The sequence below is a fragment of the Frigoribacterium sp. PvP032 genome, assembly GCF_017833035.1.
Taxonomy (GTDB): domain Bacteria; phylum Actinomycetota; class Actinomycetes; order Actinomycetales; family Microbacteriaceae; genus Frigoribacterium.
Genome location: NZ_JAFIBM010000001.1, coordinates 515,948 through 538,182 on the forward strand (window position 1 = coordinate 515,948; position 22,235 = coordinate 538,182).

General features: G+C 72.2%; 17 protein-coding genes. 7 read left to right on the top strand and 10 right to left on the bottom strand.

The genetic code is table 11. From position 1 onward, the window contains the following. Positions 1 to 65: 65 nt before the first annotated feature. Together JOE35_RS02410 and purD are read right to left on the bottom strand one after the other, a co-directional pair. A complete protein-coding gene (locus tag JOE35_RS02410; protein ID WP_209559647.1) occupies positions 66 to 1,052 on the bottom strand; it encodes a phosphoribosylaminoimidazolesuccinocarboxamide synthase in 987 nt (328 codons plus the stop codon). Then, the gene (gene purD, locus JOE35_RS02415) at positions 1,049 to 2,317 is read right to left on the bottom strand and encodes a phosphoribosylamine--glycine ligase (protein WP_209559648.1); all 1,269 of its coding nucleotides are present in this window, start codon (positions 2,315 to 2,317) and stop codon (positions 1,049 to 1,051) included. Before purD ends, JOE35_RS02410 begins: the two co-directional genes overlap by 4 nt. Before the next feature lie 71 nt (positions 2,318 to 2,388). Between purD and JOE35_RS02420 the strand changes: the two genes are divergently transcribed. Next, complete coding sequence (locus JOE35_RS02420; protein ID WP_209559649.1) at positions 2,389 to 2,769, top strand: sterol carrier family protein; 381 nt, start codon at positions 2,389 to 2,391, stop codon at positions 2,767 to 2,769. Between the two features lie 69 nt (positions 2,770 to 2,838). Then, positions 2,839 to 3,285, top strand: coding sequence for a hypothetical protein (locus tag JOE35_RS02425; RefSeq protein ID WP_209559650.1), 447 nt, complete (start codon positions 2,839 to 2,841; stop codon positions 3,283 to 3,285). 6 nt (positions 3,286 to 3,291) lie between these two features. Here the strand turns inward: JOE35_RS02425 and JOE35_RS02430 are convergent, their stop codons facing one another. From JOE35_RS02430 to purF, 3 genes are all read right to left on the bottom strand, one after another. Beyond that, positions 3,292 to 4,866 carry a transporter gene (locus JOE35_RS02430; protein ID WP_209559651.1) on the bottom strand — a complete coding sequence of 525 codons (1,575 nt, stop codon included), beginning with the start codon at positions 4,864 to 4,866 and terminating at the stop codon, positions 3,292 to 3,294. Beyond that, positions 4,848 to 5,657 carry an ABC transporter ATP-binding protein gene (locus JOE35_RS02435; protein WP_209561829.1) on the bottom strand — a complete coding sequence of 270 codons (810 nt, stop codon included), beginning with the start codon at positions 5,655 to 5,657 and terminating at the stop codon, positions 4,848 to 4,850. Before JOE35_RS02435 ends, JOE35_RS02430 begins: the two co-directional genes overlap by 19 nt. Before the next feature lie 318 nt (positions 5,658 to 5,975). Then, the gene (gene purF, locus JOE35_RS02440) at positions 5,976 to 7,436 is read right to left on the bottom strand and encodes an amidophosphoribosyltransferase (protein WP_192042861.1); all 1,461 of its coding nucleotides are present in this window, start codon (positions 7,434 to 7,436) and stop codon (positions 5,976 to 5,978) included. Positions 7,437 to 7,507: 71 nt separating this feature from the next. On the opposite strand from purF, the gene purM reads away from it, so the two are divergent. Together purM and JOE35_RS02450 are read left to right on the top strand one after the other, a co-directional pair. Continuing rightward, complete coding sequence (purM, locus tag JOE35_RS02445; RefSeq protein ID WP_209559652.1) at positions 7,508 to 8,632, top strand: phosphoribosylformylglycinamidine cyclo-ligase; 1,125 nt, start codon at positions 7,508 to 7,510, stop codon at positions 8,630 to 8,632. A gap of 367 nt (positions 8,633 to 8,999) precedes the next feature. Then, positions 9,000 to 9,191, top strand: a complete 192-nt coding sequence (locus tag JOE35_RS02450) for a hypothetical protein (RefSeq protein ID WP_209559654.1) — start codon at positions 9,000 to 9,002, stop codon at positions 9,189 to 9,191. Positions 9,192 to 9,362: 171 nt separating this feature from the next. Here JOE35_RS02450 and JOE35_RS02455 read toward each other — a convergent pair whose 3' ends face one another. The 5 genes from JOE35_RS02455 to JOE35_RS02475 all read right to left on the bottom strand — a co-directional run bounded on the left by JOE35_RS02455 (position 9,363) and on the right by JOE35_RS02475 (position 14,405). After that, entirely contained in the window at positions 9,363 to 9,719 is a 357-nt protein-coding gene (locus JOE35_RS02455) for a VOC family protein (RefSeq protein ID WP_209559657.1), read from the bottom strand. 8 nt (positions 9,720 to 9,727) lie between these two features. Then, entirely contained in the window at positions 9,728 to 9,949 is a 222-nt protein-coding gene (locus tag JOE35_RS02460) for a DUF3073 domain-containing protein (protein WP_209559661.1), read from the bottom strand. Between the two features lie 117 nt (positions 9,950 to 10,066). Further along, positions 10,067 to 11,185, bottom strand: coding sequence for an LCP family protein (locus JOE35_RS02465; protein ID WP_209559665.1), 1,119 nt, complete (start codon positions 11,183 to 11,185; stop codon positions 10,067 to 10,069). Positions 11,186 to 11,338: 153 nt separating this feature from the next. After that, on the bottom strand, positions 11,339 to 13,624 hold the full coding sequence (locus JOE35_RS02470) for an APC family permease (protein ID WP_245186228.1): 2,286 nt from the start codon (positions 13,622 to 13,624) through the stop codon (positions 11,339 to 11,341). A gap of 100 nt (positions 13,625 to 13,724) precedes the next feature. Further along, positions 13,725 to 14,405, bottom strand: coding sequence for a YitT family protein (locus JOE35_RS02475; protein ID WP_209559671.1), 681 nt, complete (start codon positions 14,403 to 14,405; stop codon positions 13,725 to 13,727). A gap of 111 nt (positions 14,406 to 14,516) precedes the next feature. Between JOE35_RS02475 and JOE35_RS02480 the strand changes: the two genes are divergently transcribed. The 3 genes from JOE35_RS02480 (at position 14,517) to JOE35_RS02490 (ending at position 22,015) form a co-directional block, all read left to right on the top strand. Beyond that, on the top strand, positions 14,517 to 16,028 hold the full coding sequence (locus tag JOE35_RS02480; protein ID WP_209559672.1) for a PLP-dependent aminotransferase family protein: 1,512 nt from the start codon (positions 14,517 to 14,519) through the stop codon (positions 16,026 to 16,028). 174 nt (positions 16,029 to 16,202) lie between these two features. After that, positions 16,203 to 19,382 (top strand): efflux RND transporter permease subunit, encoded by a 3,180-nt coding sequence (locus JOE35_RS02485; protein WP_209559674.1) that lies wholly within the window; start codon positions 16,203 to 16,205, stop codon positions 19,380 to 19,382. A gap of 545 nt (positions 19,383 to 19,927) precedes the next feature. Next, complete coding sequence (locus JOE35_RS02490; protein WP_209559675.1) at positions 19,928 to 22,015, top strand: DEAD/DEAH box helicase; 2,088 nt, start codon at positions 19,928 to 19,930, stop codon at positions 22,013 to 22,015. Positions 22,016 to 22,235: the final 220 nt, after the last annotated feature.

The window sequence follows — 22,235 nt, forward strand, 5'->3', positions numbered from 1 at the left end:
GTTCATGGTCGTGCGGGCACGGGCGCGGGCGCGTGAGCCGCGACGCGCAGGGCGCTGGCCGCAGGTCAGTGGGCGGTGAGGCGCTCGATCAGCTCGCGGTAGCGGGCTGCCGTGCGCTCGACGATCTCGGGCGGCAGGGACGGCGGGGTGCCGGTCTTGTCCCATGCGCTGCTGAGCCAGTTGCGCACGATCTGCTTGTCGAAGCTGTCGGTGCGGCTGCTCGTGCTCGGGCCGGCCCCCGCGGCCTCGGCGCCCGCCTCAGCGTCCCAGAAGCGGCTGCTGTCGCTGGTGAGCACCTCGTCCCCGAGGGTCAGCTCGCCGGTGACGCGGTCGGCCCCGAACTCGAACTTAGTGTCGGCGAGGATGACGCCCCGCGCCTCCGCGACGCCGGAGGCCCTGCGGTAGATCTCGAGCGACGTGTCGCGCAGCGCCGCCGCGACGTCCGCGCCGACGAGCTCGACCGTGCGCTCGAACGAGATGTTCTCGTCGTGCTCGCCGAGCGGCGCCTTGTAGGCGGGGGTGTAGATCGGCTCGGGCAGGCGATCTCCGTCGTGCAGGCCCGCGGGCAGCTCGATGCCGCAGACCCGGCCGGTCTCGCGGTACTCGAGCCAGCCGCTGCCCACGAGCCAGCCGCGCACGACGCACTCGACCGGGTACATGTCGAGGGGCTTGACCAGCATCGCGCGGTCGCGGACCGAGCCGGGCACCGACACGGAGGCGGTGGTCGGGTCGACGAGGTGGTTCGGCACGCCCTCGAGCTGGTCGAACCACCACGTGCTGAGCTGCGTGAGCAGGGCGCCCTTGCCCGGGATGCCGGGCTCGAGCACGACGTCGAAGGCACTGACGCGGTCGCTGGCGACGACGAGCAGGTGCTCGGCGGTGTCGAGGGCGGACGCAGTGTCCAGGGCGGACGCCGTGTCGAGGGTGGACGCCGTGTCGAGGGTGGCGGCACCGCCGGCCGATCCCGCGACGGGGGCCGGCACGTAGAGGTCGCGGACCTTGCCCGAGTAGGCGTGCACCCAGCCGGCGAGCTCGGGCGCCTCGGCGGTCATCGGGCGACCCGCTCGGCGATGTCGCGGCGGTACTGGCCGCCCTCGAGCCGGATGCGGAGCATCGCGTCGTAGGCGCGCCCCCTGGCCTCGGCGAAGTCGGCGCCTTCGGCGACGACGCTCAGCACGCGTCCGCCCGTGGCGATGAGGCGGTCGTCGAGGCGGGCTGTGGCGGCGTGGGCGACGTGCACCCCCGCGATGGTGGTCGCCTCGTCGAGGCCGGTGAGGGGCCGACCGCTGACGGCGCCCTCGGGGTAGCCCTCGCTCGCGAGCACGACGGTGACTGCGGGAGTCGGCACGAAGCGCGGCGACTCGTGGTTGCCGAGCGAGCCGGTCGCGGCGGCGAGCAGCAGGCCGCTCAGCGGCGTGATGAGGCGCGGCAGCACGACCTGCGTCTCGGGGTCGCCGAAGCGGGCGTTGAACTCGATCACGCGGACGCCCTGCTCGGTCAGGATCAGCCCGGCGTAGAGCAGCCCGATGAACGGCGTGCCCTCCGACTCGAGCTGGCGCACCGTGGGGGTCGCGATGGTGTCGAGCACCTCGTCGACGAAGTCCTTCTCGCTGCCGAAGCGGTCGGCGAGCCACGGCAGCGGCGAGTAGGCGCCCATGCCGCCGGTGTTCGGTCCGGCGTCGCCGTCGAGGAGGCGCTTGTAGTCCTGGGCGGGCGACAGCGGCACGACCGTGTGCCCGTCGCTGAGGAAGAAGAGGGAGACCTCCGGGCCGTCGAGGAACTCCTCGACGAGCACGGGCCCGTGCTGCAGCCAGTAGGTGGTGTGCTCGACGGCCGCGTCGCGGCTCTCGGTGACGAGCACGCCCTTGCCTGCCGCGAGGCCGTCGGCCTTGATGACGTAGGGAGCGCCGAACTCGTCGAGCACCGCGACCGCCTCGTCGAGGGTCCCGACACGGGTGGCGCGTCCCGTCGGGACGCCCGCCTCCTCCATGATCCGCTTCGCGAAGGTCTTGCTGCCCTCGAGCGCCGCGGCCTTGCGACCGGGGCCGAAGACGGGCACGCCGCGGGTGCGCAGCGCGTCGGCGACACCGGCGACGAGGGGCGCCTCTGGGCCGATCACGACCAGCTCGACGTCGTTCTCGAGCGCGTACTCGGCGACCACGGAGCCGTTCGACGGGTCGAGGTGCACCACCTCTACCTGGGCGGCGATGCCCGCGTTGCCGGGGGCGGCGACGATCTCGTGCCCCGCGTCCTCACGCAGCAACGCGGTGATGATGGCGTGCTCGCGAGCACCGGAACCGAGGACGAGTATGCGCACCCGATGGATCCTACCGAGCCGCGCCTCCTGGGCGTCGGTGCGACCAGCTCGTGCGCGGGTAGCGTGACGACATGGCCAGGGCGAGGATCGACGACGCAGCAGGCGCGGCAGCCGTGCAGGAGGCGGTGGTCGCGCTCGCCGAGGGCGGCTCGGCACCGCGGACGGTCACCGCCACCGCAGTGCGCTGGCTGCTGCAGGTGCTCGCCGACGGCGAGCCCGGGGCCACGGTGGAGGTGCGGGTGCCGCCGTTCGGCGCCGTGCAGTTCCGCGAGGGGCTGAGCCACACGCGCGGCACGCCGCCCAACGTCGTCGAGACCGACCCCTCCACCTTCATCCGGCTCGCGACGGGGGCCCTGAGCTGGGACGAGGCCGTCGCCGGCGCGCTCGTGTCGGCGTCGGGCAGCCGCGCCGACCTGCGCGGGTACGTGCCCGTGCGGCTGCCGCCGGCCTGAGGCACGACAAGCACTCCGACGTCGAGGGATGCGGCGGAGCTCGGGCACGCGCTCTGGGACAATGGGGGCGTGACCCACGCACCCGACGAACCGCAGCAGCCCGACGAGGCCGTCTCCCCGGAGGCGCCGGAGCAGCCGGTCGTCGAGCCCGAGCAGTCCGAGCAGACCGATGGTGCGGCGGCACCGAGCGCGAACGAGGCCGAGGAGATCGCGTCGGACGACGAGGTCACGGTGCGCCGTGCCCCGAAGATGTTCGCCTTCCTCCTGATGGGCGGGGCCCTCGGCGTGCTCGTCTCGCTGATCCTGACGTCGCTGTTCCCCTTCGACCCCGGCACCAGCCCGGCCTCGACCTACGGCTACTTCTCGCTCTGGGGGCTGACGTTCGGTGCGGCGTTCGGCGCCGTCGTCGCCATCGTGATCGACCGGGTGTCGCTCCGCCGGGCCAAGACCCTGCGGGCCGAGCGCCGTCGCGTGGACGCTCCCGAGCCTCCTGCGGTCGAGGGCGAGCTCGAGTAGATCGACCTAGGCCCCTCGTGCCGCCCGCAGCCGTGTGAGCAGCTCAGGCCCGCGGGCGTCGAGCAGCTTGCCGCCCCGGTCGACGCCGACCACCAGCAGCACCGTGCCGAGCACGACCCCGACGACGAGGGCGAGCACCCCGAGCAGCACGCTGCCGGTGACGAGCGACGCGATGCCGAGCGCGAGCTCCGGCACCGCCAGGCCGAACGAGATCAGCCAGGTGGCGTACATGCCGAGCGTCGAGGTGACCGACGCCCCGGGAGGCGACTTGAACGGGCTCTCGCCCGCGGCCGGCACAGGCATGAGGAACTTCGCCGACGCCACGCTCGACGCGCCGAAGCCCGTCAGCATCACGCCGAGCCCCATGCCGAGCAGGGCGGGCAGCACCTGCCAGGCGCCGAGAACGGCGAGCGGCAGGATCGTCGCGAGCAGCACGATCGGCACCGCGAAGAGCGACAGCGTGAGCACGCGACCCGCTCGGTCGGCCCTGCCGGAGACTCCCGTCGACAGGTGCGCCGCGAACGCGGTCCCGTCGTACGAGACGTCGGCGCACAGGGTCACGGCGAGCAGAGCAGCGATGCCCGGCCCGATCGCGTAGAGCAGCCACGTGTTGCCGCCGCTCCAGGCGAGGAACACGGCGAGCACGGGCAGCAGCGGGACGACGACGAGCGAGCCGCCGTAGCGCGGGTCGCGCAGCCAGTAGACGGCGGCGCGGGCCGCGACCGCGCCGGTGGGCGTGCCCGGGAACCAGCGGAACGGCCCGAGCCCCTTCGAGGTCGCGGCCCGCTCCTCGACCGGAGGCGCGATCAGGGCGGACGCCAGGGCCCGACGCCACGCGAGCAGCAACAGGGCGAGGGTCGCGAGTGCGATCGCCGCCTTGCCCAGCGCCTCCAGCGGTCGTCCGAGGGCGAGCTCGCCGGGCACGGCCCAGGCGGCGCCGAGGGGGGTCCACGCGGCGACCGCGGCGATGCGCGGCAGCTGGTCGATCGCCGAGCCGATGCCCTGCCCGGCGAAGCCGATGATCGGGCCGGCGAGGATGACCGGCACGAACACGACGACGCCCATCACCTCGCGGTAGCGCCGACGCGACGCCAGGGCGCTCGTCAGCGACTCGAGCACCCGCGACGCGGCGACGCAGGTGAGCACGCCGACGAGCCCGCTGATCGGGGCGATCACCGCGGAGAGCGGGTGCTGCAGCCAGCTCAGCGACGTCGCGAGGGCGGCGATCGTCGTGACGATCCCGGGGATGCCGAGCACGCCGCAGACCAGCAGGGCCACGAGGAGGCGGTCGGCCGGGATCGGGAACGACCGCAGCTTCTCGACGCTGAGCGTCTGGTCGACCCCGCGGGCCAGCAGCGGCACGACCGCCCAGCCCAGCACCGCGACGGAGCCGACGAGCACCGCGGCCGTCCAGGCCCACTGCGCCGGGGCGAACGACAGGGCGACGAGCCCGGCGACCAGCGCGGCGAGGATGCCGACTCCGTAGAGCCCGCCGATGACGAGGGCGACGACCTGCCAGACGCTGCGCTTCAGGCCGTTGCGCATGACCCGCCAGCGGAGGCTCAGGAGGTGCGCAACCACGACGGCCCCTCGTTGTGCTGGCGGCCGCCGACGAGCTCGACGAACCGGTCTTCGAGGGTGGACCCTGCGCGCACGTCGTCGGTGGTGCCGGCGGCGAGCACCCGGCCGGCCGCGACCACGGCGACGTGGTCGCACATGCGCTGCACGAGGTCCATCGAGTGGCTCGAGACGATGACCGTGCCGCCGCCCTGCACGTAGCCGTGCAGGATGTCGCGGATGTTCGCCGCCGAGATCGGGTCGACCGACTCGAACGGCTCGTCGAGCACGAGGAGGCGCGGCGCGTGCACCAGGGCGCACGCCAGCGCCGCCTTCTTGGTCATGCCCGCGCTGTAGTCGACGACGAGCGTGCCGCCGGCCTCGCGGAGGTCGAGCAGGTCGAGCAGGTCGGCGACGCGGGAGGCGACGGTCTCGCGATCGATGCCGTTGAGGAGGCCGTGGTACGTGATCAGCTGCTCGCCGGTGAGCCGGTCGAAGAGGGCGATGCCGTCGCTCAGCACGCCGACCAGCGACTTCGCGTGCGTCGGGTCGCGCCAGACGTCGTGCCCGAGCACCTCGATGCTGCCCGCGTCGGGTCGCAGCAGGCCGGTCGCCATCGACAGGGTCGTCGTCTTGCCTGCACCGTTCGGCCCGACCAGGCCGTAGAAGGAGCCGGCCGGCACCTCGAGGTCGACGCCGTCGACCGCGACCTTCTGGCCGAAGCGCTTGCGGAGGCCCGTGATGCGGAGGGCGGGGACCGCGCCCGGGCCCGTGGGCGCGGGATCGGCGGGCGTGAGCACGTCGGGGACGGGCATGGCCGGCTGCTGTGGGTCGGAAGTAGCCGAGTGGTCGGTGGGGGAGCTGTCGTCGCTCATGGGGACGAGCCTATTGACCGCCGCCGACAGGGGCCACCGCCTCCTGGGTGAAGGGCCGCCCGTCGCACGGGTGAGCCGGCCGCGGCGCTGGCGGGGCTGTGGGACGGCGAAGGCGCCTCCTCGGCTCGGGTTTCAGGAAGAGGCGAGCCGAGGTGCCTGGATCGTGCACAGATCAGGATCCACAGTCCTGCATCGTGCGCGCTCAGGACCGATGTTCCTGAATGAGGAGAGGGAACGGGCAGCGTCGGGTGGGCGTCGTCAGCTGAGCTGGTTGGCCTCGACCCAGGCGAGGTACTCGGGGCTGACCGTGCCGGTGACGTAGTCGCCCGTGAAGCAGCTCATCTCGAGGTCGGTGACGTCGCTGCCCTCGATGATGGCGGCCTGCATGTCCGCCACCTCTTGGTAGATCAGGTGGTCGGCGCCTAGCTCGCGGGCGATCTCGGGGATCTTGCGGTCGTGGGCGACCAGCTCGTGACGCGACGGCATGTTGATGCCGTACACGTGCGGGTAGCGCACCGGAGGCGCGGCGGAGGTGAACGTGACCTCGTTCGCCCCGGCGGCACGCGCCATCTCGACGATCTCGCGCGAGGTGGTGCCGCGGACGATCGAGTCGTCGACGATCAGGATGTTCTTGCCCTTGAACTCGCTCGACATGGCGTTGAGCTTCTGGCGCACGGAGCGCTTGCGCTCGGCCTGGCCGGGCATGATGAAGGTGCGGCCGACGTAGCGGTTCTTGTAGAAGCCCTCGCGGTACTCGATGCCGAGCTTCTGGGCGACCTGCATGGCGGCGGGCCGCGACGAGTCGGGGATCGGCATGACGACGTCGATGTCGCCGGTCGGCGCGTACTGCGCGATCGTGTCGGCCAGGCGGTCGCCGAGACGGAGGCGTGCGTCGTAGACCGAGATGCCGTTCATGACGGAGTCGGGACGCGCGAGGTAGACGTACTCGAACGAGCAGGGGATCAGCCGCGGCCGTGCGTGGCACTGCTTCGACACCATCTCGCCGTCGAGCGAGACGAAGACGGCCTCGCCGGGGGCGACGTCGCGGACGATCTCGTAGCCGCCCGACTCGAGCACGAGGGACTCGCTCGCGACGATCCACTCGTCGCGCTGCCCGTCGGCGGCCTTGCGGCGGCCGAGCACGAGGGGACGGATGCCGAACGGGTCGCGGAACGCGAGCAGCCCGTGGCCGGCGATCATCGCGATGGCCGCGTACGAGCCCTCGACGCGCTCGTGCACGCGGGCGACGGCGGCGAAGATCTGCTCGGGGTCGAGGTCGGTGCCGTTGACCTGTTCTTGCAGCTCGTGCGCCAGGACGTTGACCAACAGCTCGGTGTCGCTGTTGGTGTTGAGGTGACGACGGTCGACGTGGAACAGCTCGCTCGTGAGCTCGCGCGTGTTCGTCAGGTTGCCGTTGTGCACGAGGACGATGCCGTAGGGCGCGTTCACGTAGAACGGCTGCGCCTCCTGCTCGTTGGTCGCCGCCCCCTTGGTGGCGTAGCGCACGTGGCCGAGGCCCATCGTGCCGAGGAGCCCGCGCATGTCGCGGGTGCGGAAGCCCTCGCGGACCTGCCCCTTGGTCTTGTGCACGTGGAAGATGCCGCGCTCGGCGGTCGCGATGCCGGTCGAGTCCTGACCGCGGTGCTGCAGCAGGAGGAGGGAGTCGTAGACGAGTTGATTAGCTGGCTCGTGCGCGACGAGACCGACGATGCCGCACATGCGGATCTGGCTCCAGACCGTAGAGTTGGGGTTACCGCGTCAGTCTAGAGCGACACCGAACGGATGAACGAATGGCGACTCCCGCTGCCCACTCGACCAGCGCCTCCTACGCCGCCGCGGGGGTCGACACGGCCGCGGGCGACCGCGCCGTCGCCCTGATGAAGGAGGCGGTCAGCGCCACCCACGGACCGGGTGTGGTCGGCGGCTTCGGCGGCTTCGCGGGCATGTTCGACGTGTCGTTCCTCAAGTCGTACGAGCGTCCGCTGCTCGCCACCTCGACCGACGGCGTCGGCACGAAGGTCGCCATCGCGCAGGCCCTCGACAAGCACGACACCATCGGGCAGGACCTCGTCGGCATGGTCGTCGACGACATCGTCGTGGTCGGCGCACGTCCGCTGATGATGACCGACTACATCGCCTGCGGCCGCGTCGTGCCGGCGCGCATCGCCTCCATCGTCGAGGGCATCGCCCGCGCCTGCAGCGCCACCGGCACCGCCCTCGTCGGCGGCGAGACCGCGGAGCACCCCGGCCTGCTCGGCCCGGACGACTACGACGTCGCCGGTGCCGCCGTCGGCGCGGTCGAGGCCGGCCAGCAGCTCGGCTCGCACCTCGTGCGCGACGGGGACGTCGTGCTCGCGATGGCGTCGTCGGGGCTGCACTCGAACGGATTCTCGCTCGTCCGCCACATCCTGGCGTCCGCCGACCTCGGCTACGACGACTCGCTCGCCGAGCTGTCGGGCACGATCGGCGAGGCCCTGCTCGAGCCGACCCGCCTGTACACGTCCCCGCTGCTGCGCGTGCTCGACGACCCGGCGCTCGCCGGAGCCGTGCACTCGCTCAGCCACGTCACCGGCGGCGGCATCGCGGCGAACCTCGCCCGCGTGCTGCCGCTCGGCTCGTCGACCGAGGTCGATCGCGGCACCTGGTCGCCCGACCCCGTGTTCCGCGTGCTGAGCGACCTCGCCGGCTCGACGCTCGAGTCGAGCGAGGGCACCTGGAACCTCGGCATCGGCATGATCGCCGTCGTGGACGCCTCCTCGGCCGACGCCGTCACGGCGGCGCTGGTCGCCGACGGCATCGCCACGTGGCAGGTCGGCACGGTCTCGACCGCGGCCCGCGACCTGGCCGGGTTCGAGCAGGGCGCCAAGGGAGTCGACGGCGGGGCCGTGCGCCTCGTCGGCGGCTTCCGCAGCTAGCCGCCCGCCGCCCGCCGCCTGCTGCCTGCCGCCTGCTCGCGGGCACCCGTCCGTGCGTGTCTCTCCTCATTCAGGAACATGAGGCCTGAGTTGCGCAGGGAGAGGACTCCTGGTCCTGAATCGTGCACGGGTCAGGAACGCCGCGACGTGAGTTCCTGAACTATGCGGGGCGCGGAGGCGAGTGGGCGCCAACGGGTTCGACGCGCGGTCGGGCGGGGAGGGCGCGGAAGCGCGGGTCGTGCCCGGCATGAGCCGCGTGTCGTGCCCGGCATGAGCCGCGGGCACGGTCCGGACGTATGATCGACCCATGCCTCAAGGGGCGGACTCGACGACGATGTCGGGACGGACGACGAAGGAGTCGACCAGCATGACAACTCACACTCACCCTCACACCAGCACCCTTTCCGCACGGGTCAGCCGGGTGCCCCTCGCTCCTGCGCCCCGGCGGGGCGTCTCGCCCGTGACGGGCGGCAGGCGCGTGGCGTTCCTCACCGCCGGCGGGCTCGTGCTCGTCGTCGCGATGGGCCTCATGCCCGTGCTGGGACAGCTCGTCGGCTAGTTACCGGGCTGCCGCCTCCTCGGGGCGAGACGGGCCCGAAGCAACGCGAGAGCGACTGACCGACGCGAAGTATCGCGTCGGTCAGTCGCTTTCCCGTCGTCGCACGACGTCTGACGGCGCCCGCGGGCGCGTGAGCGGGCCGGGCCGGGCCGACTCGACCCGAGCCGTGCCCTAGGAGGTGCGGCGCGAGCCGAGCACGCAGAACTCGTTGCCCTCAGGGTCGGCGAGCACCACCCAGGAGGCGCCGGCCTGGCCGACGTCGACACGCACGGCACCGAGGGCCTCGAGGCGAGCGACCTCGGCGGCCTGGTCGTCGGGACGGAAGTCGAGGTGCAGCCGGTCCTTGACGGTCTTGGCCTCAGGCACCCGCACGAACAGCAGCCCGGGGAGCGACTCAGGAGCCGGTCGCAGCTCGGGCTCGTCGCCGGGGTCGCTGATGTCGACCCAGCCGAGGGCCTCGCGCCACCAGGCGGCGAGGGCGTCGGGGTCGACTGCGTCGACCACGACCTGTTCCCACTCGAGCGCCATGGTCGTGCCTAGGCGCTCTTGCTCTGGTCGTGGTCGTCCCGGCCCTCGTCGAGGCCGGTGTCCACGTCGGAGTCGTCCTCGAAGTCGTCGGCCCACCGGTCGACGTACTCGTCGGAATCGCTCTTGGTCGCAAGCTCTTTTTCGAGCGCACCGTAGTTGGTGTCAGGGCTGAAGTACTTCAGCTCTCTGGCGACCTTGGTGTGCTTGGCTTTTTGACGGCCGCGCCCCATGCGTGACCCCCTCGTGAATTCGGCCCGGAAACGGTGTCGGACGAACCGGGAACTACCGACAGGTGACGTTGCAAAACTGCATCGATCTTAGCATGTGCCCCCAGCCCTGACGGCCTGTCACGGGCGGCCGCCACGGGCGTCGAGGAACGCTCGCACCTGGTCGTCGCGCAGGGCGTCGCCGAGCTCGGAGACGGCCGCGTCGTCGGGGAGGACGATCGACTGGCCGTCGTCCGAGGTGCCGGTGCCGGCGGTCGGCACGGTGAAGAAGTCGACGTCGTCCGGGTTCAGGCCACGGAGGCCGAACCCGAGCGAGACGAGGGCGGCGGCGTCGAGGCCGGAGTCGACCGTCACGTACGGCGCGGTCGCGGTCAGGAAGCCGGTGACGCGCGTCGGGTCGGTGAGTGTCGCTCGGCTGACGAGGGTGCGCAGGATCCCCTGGAGGAACGCCTGCTGGTTCTTCACCCGCTGGAAGTCGGCGTCGGCGAAGGCGCTGCGCTCGCGGACGAAGTCGAGGGCCGCGGCGCCCTCGAGGTGGTTGACGCCCTTCACGTAGTCGTGCGGGGCTTCTCGGTCGAGCGCCGTGCTGCGGAACGCCCGGTCGCTGACGACGTCGACCCCGCCGAGCGCGGTCGTCATGCCGGCGAACCCCTCGAAGTCGATGATCGCCACGTGGTCGATGCGCACCCCGAGCAGCGCCTCGACGGTCTGCACCGTGAGCGGGCTGCCGCCGAGTGCGAAGGCGGAGTTCACCTTGCCCACGCCGTGGCCGGGGATCGGCACCCACAGGTCGCGCATGACGGACATGACCGAGGCGTGCTGGCGATCGCCGTCGACGTGCAGCACCATCAAGGTGTCGGTGCGCTGCCCCGAGGGCGCCGTGTCGTCGAGCGTCGTCTCGTCGCCGCGCGAGTCGGAGCCCATCAGCAGCAGGTTGAGCGACCCGTCGGTCGCCGCGGCGGGGCGGCCGGCGTCGGCGGGGAAGGCGTTGTCGAGGGTCTTCGTCGAGTCGTCCCACGACGACGCCAGGTGCAGCGCGAAGCCGCCTGCGACGACCCCCGCGGCGACGAGCAGGGCGACGAGCGCGACGGCGGTGACGAGGAGCGCCCGAGCAGCGCGCGAACGGGGCCCGCGTCGCGTGCGCCGACCCTCGCCAGGGTCGCGAGGTCCGCCGGACGAGGAGGCGTCGGCTGCGTCGTCGTCGTCGACGCCGAGCCCGAGGGATGAGAGATCGTTCATGGGCGTGCTCCGGGAGGCGTCGTCGGGAGCCCTGCCGGTCGAGGAGGGCGTGTCCCCGTGCTGGGCTGGGGGCTGACGATATCTCACGGGTGATACGTCAGTCTAGATCTTGTCGTCGATCCGGGGTCGATGCCCAGCTACGCCGGCCGCTCGCTACTTCTTGCGGCGGGGCCCCGTGCTGTTCCGCGCGGCCGATCGGGCCTTGCGGGCCGCGTCGCCGCGCCGGGCGTTGCCCACGTTCTGGCCCTTGCCGGGAGCGCGCGGGGTCTGCTTCGGCCCTGGTTCGTGAGCGGTGTCCGAGGGATCGGCGGTGGAGTCGCCCAGCCCGGCGTCGTGGCGCTCGGCGTCGACCACGAGGCCGCGGTGGACGGCGCCGCCCTCGACGGCCGCGCCGGCACGGCCTGCCGGACCCGCGCCTCCCGCGGGCACGGACCCCGTCGCCTCTGCGGTGCCCGCCGAGCCTGCCGGCACGAGCGGGCGACGCGGCAGGGGCCGGATCGGCTCGCCACGACGGTCCTGGCCGGGGACCGGCCGCGACCGGCGGCCGTAGAGCATCTCGGACGAGTCGAGCAGCCACGGAACGAGCGAGATCGTGACGCCGTGCACGAGCATGAGTCGCTGGCGGATGCGGCGGCTCTTGTGGTTGTGCAGGGCCGCCTCCCACCAGTGGCCGACGATGTAGATCGGCGTGTAGATGGTGACGACCTCGGAGCCGTGCTCGTCCCGGTGCGCCTTGATGTACTTGATCAGCGGCATGCTGATGTCGCGGTACGGCGACGCGACGATGCGCAGCGGCACCTCGATGCCCTGCTCGTCCCACTGGCGCTGCAGCAGCGCGGTGGCCTCGTCGTCGATGCCGACGTGGATCGCCTCGAGCGACTCGTGCCGCGCCGCGATGGCGTAGTCGAGCGCCTTCAGCACCGGCTTCTGCATCGTGCCGACGAGCACGATCGCGTGGTCGCCGTGCGAGCCGAACTGCGTCGTCGCGTCGGGCTCGATCTCGACCCTGACGTCGCGGTAGTACCGGTTCACGCCGAGCATCAGCGTGAACAGGATCGGCATGATGACGAACACGAGCCACGCGCCGTGCGTGAACTTGGTCACGGTCACGACGATGAGCACGGAGGCGGTGAGCAGGGCTCCGAAGGCGTTGATGCCCCGAGCTCGGTAGACGGCACCGCGGTCGGCGCAGCCCTCGCGCAGCATGCGCGTCCAGTGCACGACCATGCCGGTCTGCCCGAGCGTGAACGAGACGAAGACGCCGATGATGTAGAGCTGGATCAGCCCGGTGACGCTGGCCTGGTAGACGAGCAGGATGGCGCAGGCGACGAGCGCCAGGACGATGACGCCGTTCGAGTAGATGAGGCGGTCGCCGCGGGTGTTGAGCGCCTTGGGCGCGTACTGGTCGCGGGCCAGGATCGAGCCGAGCAGCGGGAACCCGTTGAACGCCGTGTTGGCGGCCAGCAGCAGCACCGCGGCCGTGCACGCCTGGATCAGGTAGAAGGGGATCCCGAACAGCGAGCCGCCGAACACCGCGCTCGCGATCTGGGCGATGAGGCTGCGCTGCGGGGTTCCGGCGCAGTCGACGAAGCCCTGCAGGTCGCAGGCGTCCTCGGCGTAGTGCACCTTGGCGATCAGGGCCACGGCGACGAGCCCGGCGAACAGCACGATCGCGATGCTGCCCATCAGCACGAGCGTCTTCTGGGCGTTCTGCACCTTGGGCCGGCGGAACGCGGGCACGCCGTTCGCGATCGCCTCGACGCCGGTCAGGGCCGAGCAGCCGCTCGAGAAGGCGCGGAGCAGCAGCAGGATGAACGCGGCCTGCGTCAGCTGGTCGGCCTGCACCGTGTACTCGGCGCTCTCGGCGACGGGCGGGTCGCCGAGCGCGGTGCGGACGAGCGCGATCACGATCATCACGAACACGCTCGAGACGAAGAGGTAGGTCGGCACGGCGAAGGCCTTGCTCGACTCGCGCACGCCACGCAGGTTCACCGCGGCCAGCGCGATGACGAAGAAGATCGCCAGCTCGACCCGCACGGGGGCCAGCTCGGGCACGGCCGAGATGATGTTGTCCACGCCCGACGCGACCGAGACGGCGACCGTCATCACGTAGTCGACCAGCAGGGCGGAGGCCACGACGAGGCCGGCCTTCTCGCCGAGGTTGCGGTGGGCGACCTCGTAGTCGCCGCCTCCTGAGGGGTACGCCTTGATCAGCTGGCGGTACGACGCCACGACGACCAGCAGCAGCACGACGACCGCGACCGCGACCCACGGCGCGAGGGTGAGGAACCCGAGCCCGCCGATCAGCAGGATCATCAACAGTTCCTGCGGCGCGTAGGCCACCGAGCTCAGCGGGTCGCTGGCGAAGATCGGCAGGGCGAGGTGCTTGGGGAGCAGCTGGCCCTCGAGCTTCTCCGAGGGGAGGGGTTCACCGATCAGCCACCGCTTCGGCGACCTGGTGTCGTCAGTCACGAGCGGCGACTCTACTCCGCGGCGAGGGCCTGTCAACTCGCGGCGGGGACGAGGCATTCCCGATTCGTCAGGCGGCTGTCGAGGTGGTCGTCGGCACCGGGCCGGTGGGGGTGCCGGTCGGAGTGCCGGAGGTGGTGGTCGAGTCGGTCGCAGGGTCGGCGACACGTGTCGCTCGTGGTGCGAAGAGCGGCAGCGCGAACGCCACCATCGGCCCGATCAGGACGGCCTCGAGCGCGGTGCCGATGCCGACCTGGCCGCCCAGCAGCCAGCCGATCGCGAGCACGGTCACCTCGATGGCGGTGCGGGCCACCCCGACCCTGACGCCGAACCGGCGGTGCAGCCCGAGCATCAGGCCGTCGCGCGGACCGGGCCCGAACGAGGCGCCGATGTACAGGCCGCTGGCGACGGCGAGCAGCAGCAGCCCGAGCGCGAAGGTGAGGCCCTGCGCCCACCACACGGTCTGCTGCGGCAGCACGTGCAGGCCCAGGTCGGCGAACGGCCCGACCAGCAGCGCGTTGGCGATCGTGCCGAACCGCGGCCTCTGGCGCAGCGGGATCCAGAGCAGCAGCACCAGCACGCTCGTGAGGAACACGACGAGGCCGAAGCCGAGGCCCGTCTGCTTCACGATGCCCTGCGTCAGCACGTCCCACGGGGCGACCCCGATCGCGGCGCGGACCATCAGCGCGATGGCGATGCCGTAGAGGAAGAGGCCCACGAAGAGCTGCAGGAGGCGGCGGGTGAGGAGCATGGACCGATCCAATCGGGCGAGCGGCCTGGTAGCAAGAGTCCAATCGGCCTAGTGTGGCTGCATGAGAGCTGTCGTCGTTGAGGATCGTCGCCGCCCGAGGGGCGCCCGCGCATGAGCATCGTCACGAGCGGACCAGCCGTGTCGTCGCGGGCGCTGGGGGTGCTGCTCGACTCGTGGCGCGCCTCCTCGTCGCCCGGCTACGCCGCTCTCGCCGACCGCATCCGCCTGCTCGTGCTCGACGGCCGGCTCTCGGTCGGCACACGCCTGCCGAGCGAGCGCGACCTCGCCGCGCACCTCGGGGTGAGCCGCACCACCGTCGCCGCCGCGTACTCCGCGCTGCGCGACGCGGGCCACGTCACGAGCCTGCGCGGCAGCGGCAGCGTCGTGCGGCTGCCCGACCAGGGCAGGGCGGCGAGGGCGGCCCGGCCCGCCGACGAGGACGACGTGCTCGACTTCACGAAGGCGGCGATGCCGGCCGTCGACGGCATCGCGGAGGCGGCGCAGCGCGCCGCGGGACGCCTCGGCGCCTACCTGTCCGAGCCCGGCTACGACACCGTGGGTCGCCCGGTGCTGCGCGAGGCCATCGCGGCCCGGTACCGCGCCCGCGGCCTCGAGACGAGCGCCGACCAGATCGTCGTCACCCTCGGCGCCCAGCACGCCATCGCCCTGCTGGCCCGCGTGCTCGTCGGCCGGGGCGACCGCGCCGTCGTCGAGACGCCCGGCTACCCGCACGCGTTCGAGGCGCTGCGGGCGGTGGGCGCGCGGCTCGCACCGGTCAGCGTGACCGTGGACGAGGGGTGGGACGAGTCGGCGCTGCTGCAGACGCTGCGGCGCACCAGCCCGCCCGTCGCCTACCTGATGCCCGACTTCCACAACCCGACCGGGGCGACGATGCCCGAGGCGCAGCGGGTGCGCGTGCTCGAGGCCGCGGCGGACGAGGGGACGATCGTGATCGCCGACGAGACGATGGCCGAGCTCGTCGTCGGGGGGCCGCGGGGCGCCTCCTTCGCTGGTGCTGGTGCAGGTGCCGGTGCCGGTGCTGGTGCTGGTGCCGGTGCCAGGGCCCGGCCGCTGCCGATGGCGGCGTACGGGCCCGCCGTGACGATCGGCTCGGTCGGCAAGTCGCTCTGGGGCGGCCTGCGGATCGGCTGGATCCGGGCCGAGCGGCCGCTCGTCGAGCGCCTCGTGCGTGCCCGCTCGGCCGGCGACCTCGGCACCCCCGTGCTCGAGCAGCTGATCGTCGCCGACCTGCTCGGCGACATGGACGGCGTGCTGGAGGCGCGCTCCCGGCAGCTGAGGCACGGTCGCGACCGGCTGGTCGCCGGTCTCCGCAGCGCGTTCCCCGGCTGGAGCGTGCCCTCGCCTGCCGGTGGTCTCACCACGTGGGTGGGCCTCGGCGCGCCCGTCAGCTCGCAGCTCGTGCTCGCCGCCCGCCGCCACGGGCTGCTGCTCGCGGCCGGGCCGATGTTCGGCGTCGACGGGGCGTTCGAGCGGTTCCTGCGGGTGCCGTACTCGTACCCGGACGACGAGACCGACCGCGCGCTCGCGGCGCTCGCCGCCGCCTGGGACGGCATCGACGGGGTGCAGGCGCCGCGCGGGGCGCTCATGGCCGAGGTCGTCTAGCCCGTCCCGTCGGCGAGGGGCGGCGGTTCCTCCACGTCGAGACACCTGGGGCCACCTCTGCACAGCGTGTAAGAAAGCGCCGCCAGTTCCCAGAGAGGCTGGTGACAATGGAGGCGCGGTGCACGTCGTCACCGTCGCCTCCTTCGTTCTCCTCCCTCTCACCACCGGAGCCTCGTGCATCTTCTGTCCGTCTTCAGCCTGCGCAACCGCGCGCTGATCGCCCTCGTCACCATCGTCGTCGCCGTCTTCGGCGGCATCGCGCTGACGTCGCTCAAGCAGGAGCTCGCGCCCAACGTGCAGTTCCCGCAGATCGCCATCGTCAGCTCGTACCCGGGCGCGACGCCCGAGGTGGTGAACGACGACGTCTCGACGCCGATCGAGCAGGCGGTGCAGATCATCCCGGGGCTCGAGGGCACGACCGCGACGTCGAGCACGTCACAGAGCACCGTCTCGGCCGAGTTCACCTACGGCACCGACCTCGGCGCGGCCGAGCAGAAGATCCAGTCGGCGATCAACCGGCTGACGCTGCCCGACAGCGTCGACACCCAGGTGGTCACCGGCAGCCTCGACGACCTGCCCATCGTGCAGATCGCCGTCACCGGCTACTCGGCCGACGACACCCAAGCGCTCGTCGACCGGCTCACCAACACGACCGTGCCCGACCTGCAGAAGCTCGACGGGGTCCGCGAGGCCTCGATCTACGGCGACGCCGGCCAGCGCGTCGTCATCACGCCCGACACCACGGCGCTCGCCGCGGCGGGCCTGACGACGCAGGCGTTCCAGGACGCGCTCGACGCCAACGGCACGCTGATCCCGGGCGGCACCCTCACCGAGAACGGCCAGACGCTCTCGATCCAGGCCGGCCAGCGCCTCACGAGCACCGACGAGGTCGCTGCCCTGCCGCTGCTCGGCGGCACCTCTGCGGTCACGATCGACGACGTCGCCGACGTGGCCCTCAGCGGCGCGCCGGTCACCTCGATCAGCCGCGTCGACGGCCAGGACGCCCTCACGATCGCGGTCACCAAGACGCTCGACGCCAACACCGTCGACGTGTCGACCACGGTGCAGGACGCGCTGCCGTCGCTCGCCGCCGACCTCGGCTCGGACGTCGACCTGTCGATCGTCTTCGACCAGGCGCCGTTCATCCAGCAGTCGATCGACGCGCTGGCTGAGGAGGGCCTGCTCGGCCTGGTCTTCGCCGTGATCGTGATCCTCGTGTTCCTGCTGTCGGTGCGCTCGACGATCGTCACCGCGATCAGCATCCCGACGAGCGTGCTCATCACCTTCATCGGCCTGCAGGCAGCCGGCTACACGCTCAACATCCTCACGCTGGGCGCGCTCACGATCGCCATCGGGCGCGTGGTCGACGACTCGATCGTCGTCATCGAGAACATCAAGAGGCACCTCGCAGGAGGCGACGGCCGCGTCGCGTCGATCACCACCGCCGTCCGCGAGGTCGCGGGCGCCGTCACGGCCTCGACCGTCACGACGGTCGTCGTCTTCCTGCCGCTCGCCTTCGTCGGCAACATCACCGGCGAGCTGTTCCGGCCCTTCGCGCTGACGGTGACCATCGCCCTGCTCGCGTCGCTGTTCGTGTCGCTGACGATCGTGCCGGTGCTGGCGTACTGGTTCCTCCGGGCGCCGAAGGTGCACAAGCACGCGCCCGGGGCTGTCGGCGCCGGTGCTGGTGCGGGCGAGCAGGTGCAGGAGCGGCTGACGACCGCCGCCTCCGACCCGACCGACCCGGCGCCGCTCGACCGGCTGCGTCGCGTCTACGTGCCGGTGCTGCGCGGCACGCTCCGCCACCCCGTCGTGACTCTGCTGGTCGCCGTGCTCGTGCTCGGCGGCACGGCTGCCGCGATCCCGCTGATGAAGACGAACTTCCTCGGGGCGAGCGGGCAGAACACGTTCACCGTCACGCAGACCCTGGCGCCGGCGTCGAGCCTGCAGGTGCTCTCGGACGCCGCCTCGAAGGTCGAGACCGAGCTCGACGGTGTCGACGGGATCGAGACCGTGCAGCTCACGATCGGCTCGAGCGGCACCTCCATCGCCAGCTTCTTCGGCGGCACCGGCGACAGCACCGTCACGTACTCGATCACCACGAACGAGGACGCCGACCAGGACGCGCTGCAGGCCGAGGTGCGCTCGCGCCTCGACGACGTCGCCGATGCCGGCGACATCGAGCTGACCGCGTCGAGCGGCTTCGGCACGAGCAACGACATCACCGTCGACGTGACCGCGCCCGACCCCGACACCCTGCAGACGGCGACCGAGACGGTGCTCACCGCTGTCGGCGACCTGCCCGGCACGGCCGAGGCCGGATCGAACCTGCAGGCCGCCCAGCCGGTGATCGGCGTCGTCGTCGACCGTGCCGCGGCGGCGGACATCGGGCTGAGCGAGGTCGCCGTCGGCGGCATCGTCTCGCAGGCGGTGCAGCCGTTCAGGGTCGGCTCGCTCGAGATCGACAACAGCTCGGTCGACATCTACACCGTCGACCCAACGCCCCCCGCGACGCTCGACGAGCTCCGCGCACTCGAGCTGCCGAGCGCGACCGGGCCCGTGCGCCTCGACTCGATCGCCACGGTCGAGCAGACGAACGGCCCCACCTCGGTCACCACGACCGACGCCGTCCGGAGCGCCACCGTCACCGTCACCCCGTCGAGCGACGACCTGTCGAGCGCCGGCACCGAGGTCGACGACGCGATCGCCGGGCTCGACCTGCCCGCCGGGGCGGACGCCGTCGTCGGCGGCGCCGTCGCCGACCAGTCGAACGCCTTCTCGCAGCTGTTCCTCGCGGTCCTCATCGCGATCCTGATCGTGTACATCGTCATGGTGGCGACGTTCCGCAGCCTGGCCCAGCCGCTCCTCCTGCTGGTGTCGATCCCGTTCGCGGCGACCGGCGCGATCCTGCTGCAGCTCGCCTCCGGCATCCCGCTCGGCGTCGCGTCGCTGATCGGGGTGCTGATGCTCGTCGGCATCGTGGTCACCAACGCGATCGTGCTGATCGACCTCGTGAACCAGTACCGGACACGGGGGCTGCGCGTGCGCGAGGCGTTGCTCGAGGGTGCGTCGCGCAGGCTGCGGCCGATCTTGATGACCGCGACCGCGACGATCTTCGCCCTCACCCCGATGGCGCTCGGCATCACCGGCCACGGCGGGTTCATCTCGCAGCCGCTGGCCGTCGTCGTGATCGGCGGGCTCGTGTCGTCGACCGTGCTGACGCTGGTCGTGCTGCCGGTGCTGTACTCGCTGTACGAGGGCTGGAGGGAGCGGCGGGCGGACCGGCGTGCGGGCGTCTCGGGCGCCTCCTCGGCCGGTGGCTCGGGTGGAGCGTCGGCCGACACCTCGGCGTAGCGACGCGACGACGACGAACCTCCGCGGAACATGGCGGAGGTTCGTCGTTTCCGCGTCGGGACAGCGCCGCAGATCTCCCGTCGGGCCCGCAGCGGGCCTAGATACGGCAAAGCGAGACAGATCGCGTCGGCGGCGGCCAGTGTGCAGGGATCCTGAGTCTCGAGAACCCGGATCACTCTCAAATTACGGGCCGCTGGGCAGGGGCGGTGCGTGACTCGGTCGGATCACTCTCGAATCACGGGGTGGGCGAGCAGAGAGGGGGCGGGCAGGGCGGCAAGTCGAGGAGGCGGGGGTTCTGTTCCGGGGGAGGGTCGGGTATCGTGGACGGGTCGGCTCAAGACCGCGCGCCTGTGGCGCGCACGTCCTGCGGCGTCGCTCCCCGGACAACCACCGGACGCGACGAGCAGGGCACATGAGGGTTTGTACGTCTTGTGGGCCGGATTCACGACGGATCTCGTCGGGATGAATTCACGTATGTGAACGGTCCTGGTCAATGGCTGCCCGGGTATTTCTTCGCGTCATCGCACAAGCCCGGAAAGAACACCATGCCCCCCTACGACAAGACTCCTTCACGCTCGCGAGGCACCGACCCGCACCGCAAGCCGGGCTCCAAGAGCTCCTCGCACCGCGGCCACCGCCCCGACGAGGCCGGCGCCCCCGAGCGCAAGAACCGCTGGAACTCCGACGCACGCGCCGAGCACCGCGGCGAGGCCCCCCGCAGCGGCAGCAGCCGCCCCAACTGGGAGCCCCGCGAGAAGACCTCGAACAGCCGCTTCGCCCCCCGCGACCACGACGCCCGCAACGCCGAGCGAGGCCGCGACGGAGGCGCCCCCCGCTTCGGCAGGGACGGAGGCAAGGAGGCGGCCCGCGCCGGACGCGACGGACGCCCCGCCCGCAGCTGGGACCGCGACGCCCGTCCGGCCCGCGACTCCGGCGGACGCGACGACCGCGGCGGCCGTTCGTACGGCCGCGACGACCGCGACGCCCGTCCTGCACGCGACGATCGCGCCCCGCGCAGCTGGGACCGCGGCGACCGCAACGACCGTCCCGCACGCGACGACCGCGCCCCGCGCTCGTACGACCGCGACGACCGTGCTCCGCGCCGCGACGACCGCGACGCCCGTCCCGCCCGCCGCGACGACCGCGCCCCCAAGAACTACACGCCCGCCGGGCGCCCGCCCCGCGACGACCAGCCGGCCCGTTCGTACGGTGACCGTCCTGAGCGCGGCGGACGCACCTCCGGCGGCTCGTACGACCGCGACAGCCGCGGCGGCCGCGACGACCGCGCCCCCCGCAGCTTCGACCGCGGCGACCGCGGCCCCGGCGCAGCCGAGCGCAACGATCGCAGCGACTTCTACCCGAAGCGCGACCAGGGTGCGCACTACTCGCCCGAGGACGACGTCAAGCTCGAGAAGCTGCAGGCGGAGGTGCTCACGGCGCAGGACGTCGAGGGCGTCAGCTTCGGCGACCTCGGCCTCGGCGACAACATCGAGCGCCAGCTGGCCTCGATGGGCGCTGCCGCTCCGTTCGCGATCCAGGCCGCGACGATCCCGGACGTGCTCGCAGGTCGCGACGTGCTCGGCCGCGGTCGCACCGGCTCCGGCAAGACCATCGCCTTCGGCGCCCCGCTCGTCGAGAAGCTGATGGAGAACAACGGCGGGAAGAACCGCAAGATGGGCCGTCGGCCCCGTGCGCTGATCCTCGCCCCGACGCGTGAGCTCGCGATGCAGATCGACCGCACCGTGCAGCCCATCGCCCGCTCGGTCGGCCTGTTCACCACGCAGGTCTACGGAGGCGTGCCCCAGGCCCGCCAGGTCGGCGCGCTGAACCGCGGCGTCGACATCGTGATCGGCACCCCCGGCCGCATCGAGGACCTGATCGACCAGGGCCGCCTCGACCTCAGCGAGGTCGTCATCACGGTGCTCGACGAGGCCGACCACATGTGCGACCTCGGGTTCCTCGAGCCGGTGCAGCGCATCATCCGCGAGACCGCGCAGGTCAAGCCGAACGGCGACCGCGCCCAGAAGCTGCTCTTCAGCGCGACCCTCGACAAGGGCGTGGCGAAGCTCGTCGACGAGTTCCTCGTGAAGCCCGCCGTGCACGAGGTCGCCGGAGAAGACCAGGCCAGCTCGACGATCGACCACCGCGTGCTCGTCATCGAGCAGCGCGACAAGACGGCCGTCATCGAGCAGCTCGCGTCGGGCCCTGGCAAGACGCTCGTCTTCGCCCGCACCCGTGCGTTCGCCGAGCAGCTCACCGACCAGCTCGAGGACGCGGGCATCCGCGCCACCAGCCTGCACGGCGACCTGAACCAGGCCCGCCGCACGCGCAACCTCGGCCTGCTCACCAGCGGCAAGGTCAACGTGCTCGTCGCGACCGACGTCGCCGCCCGCGGCATCCACGTCGACGACATCGAGCTGGTCGTCCAGGCCGACATGCCCGACGAGTACAAGACGTACCTGCACCGTTCGGGCCGCACCGGCCGTGCCGGCAAGGAGGGCACCGTGGTCACGCTGATCACGCGCCCCCGTCGCCGCCGCATGGAGGAGCTGCTCGACCGCGCCGAGATCGAGGCCGAGATGATCGACGCCCGCTCGGGCGACGCCCTCGTCGACCAGCTGGCCGGCGTCTAGGCCGCACCGCGCCTCCTTCGGGGCCCTAGGCGGCGTGAGAGCGACGAACCTCCGTGGAACACCACGGCGGTTCGTCGCTTTCGCGTAGGCCCTCGCGGCGCCGCAGCGGGAACCGCGCTCGCACCCGCGGAACCCGCGCGGACCCAGCGGCGCGCGGGAGGGTGCGCGCGGGTTCGCCGGGTGCGGACCCGGGCCCGGGCACAGGTGCGCCGCGCTGCGG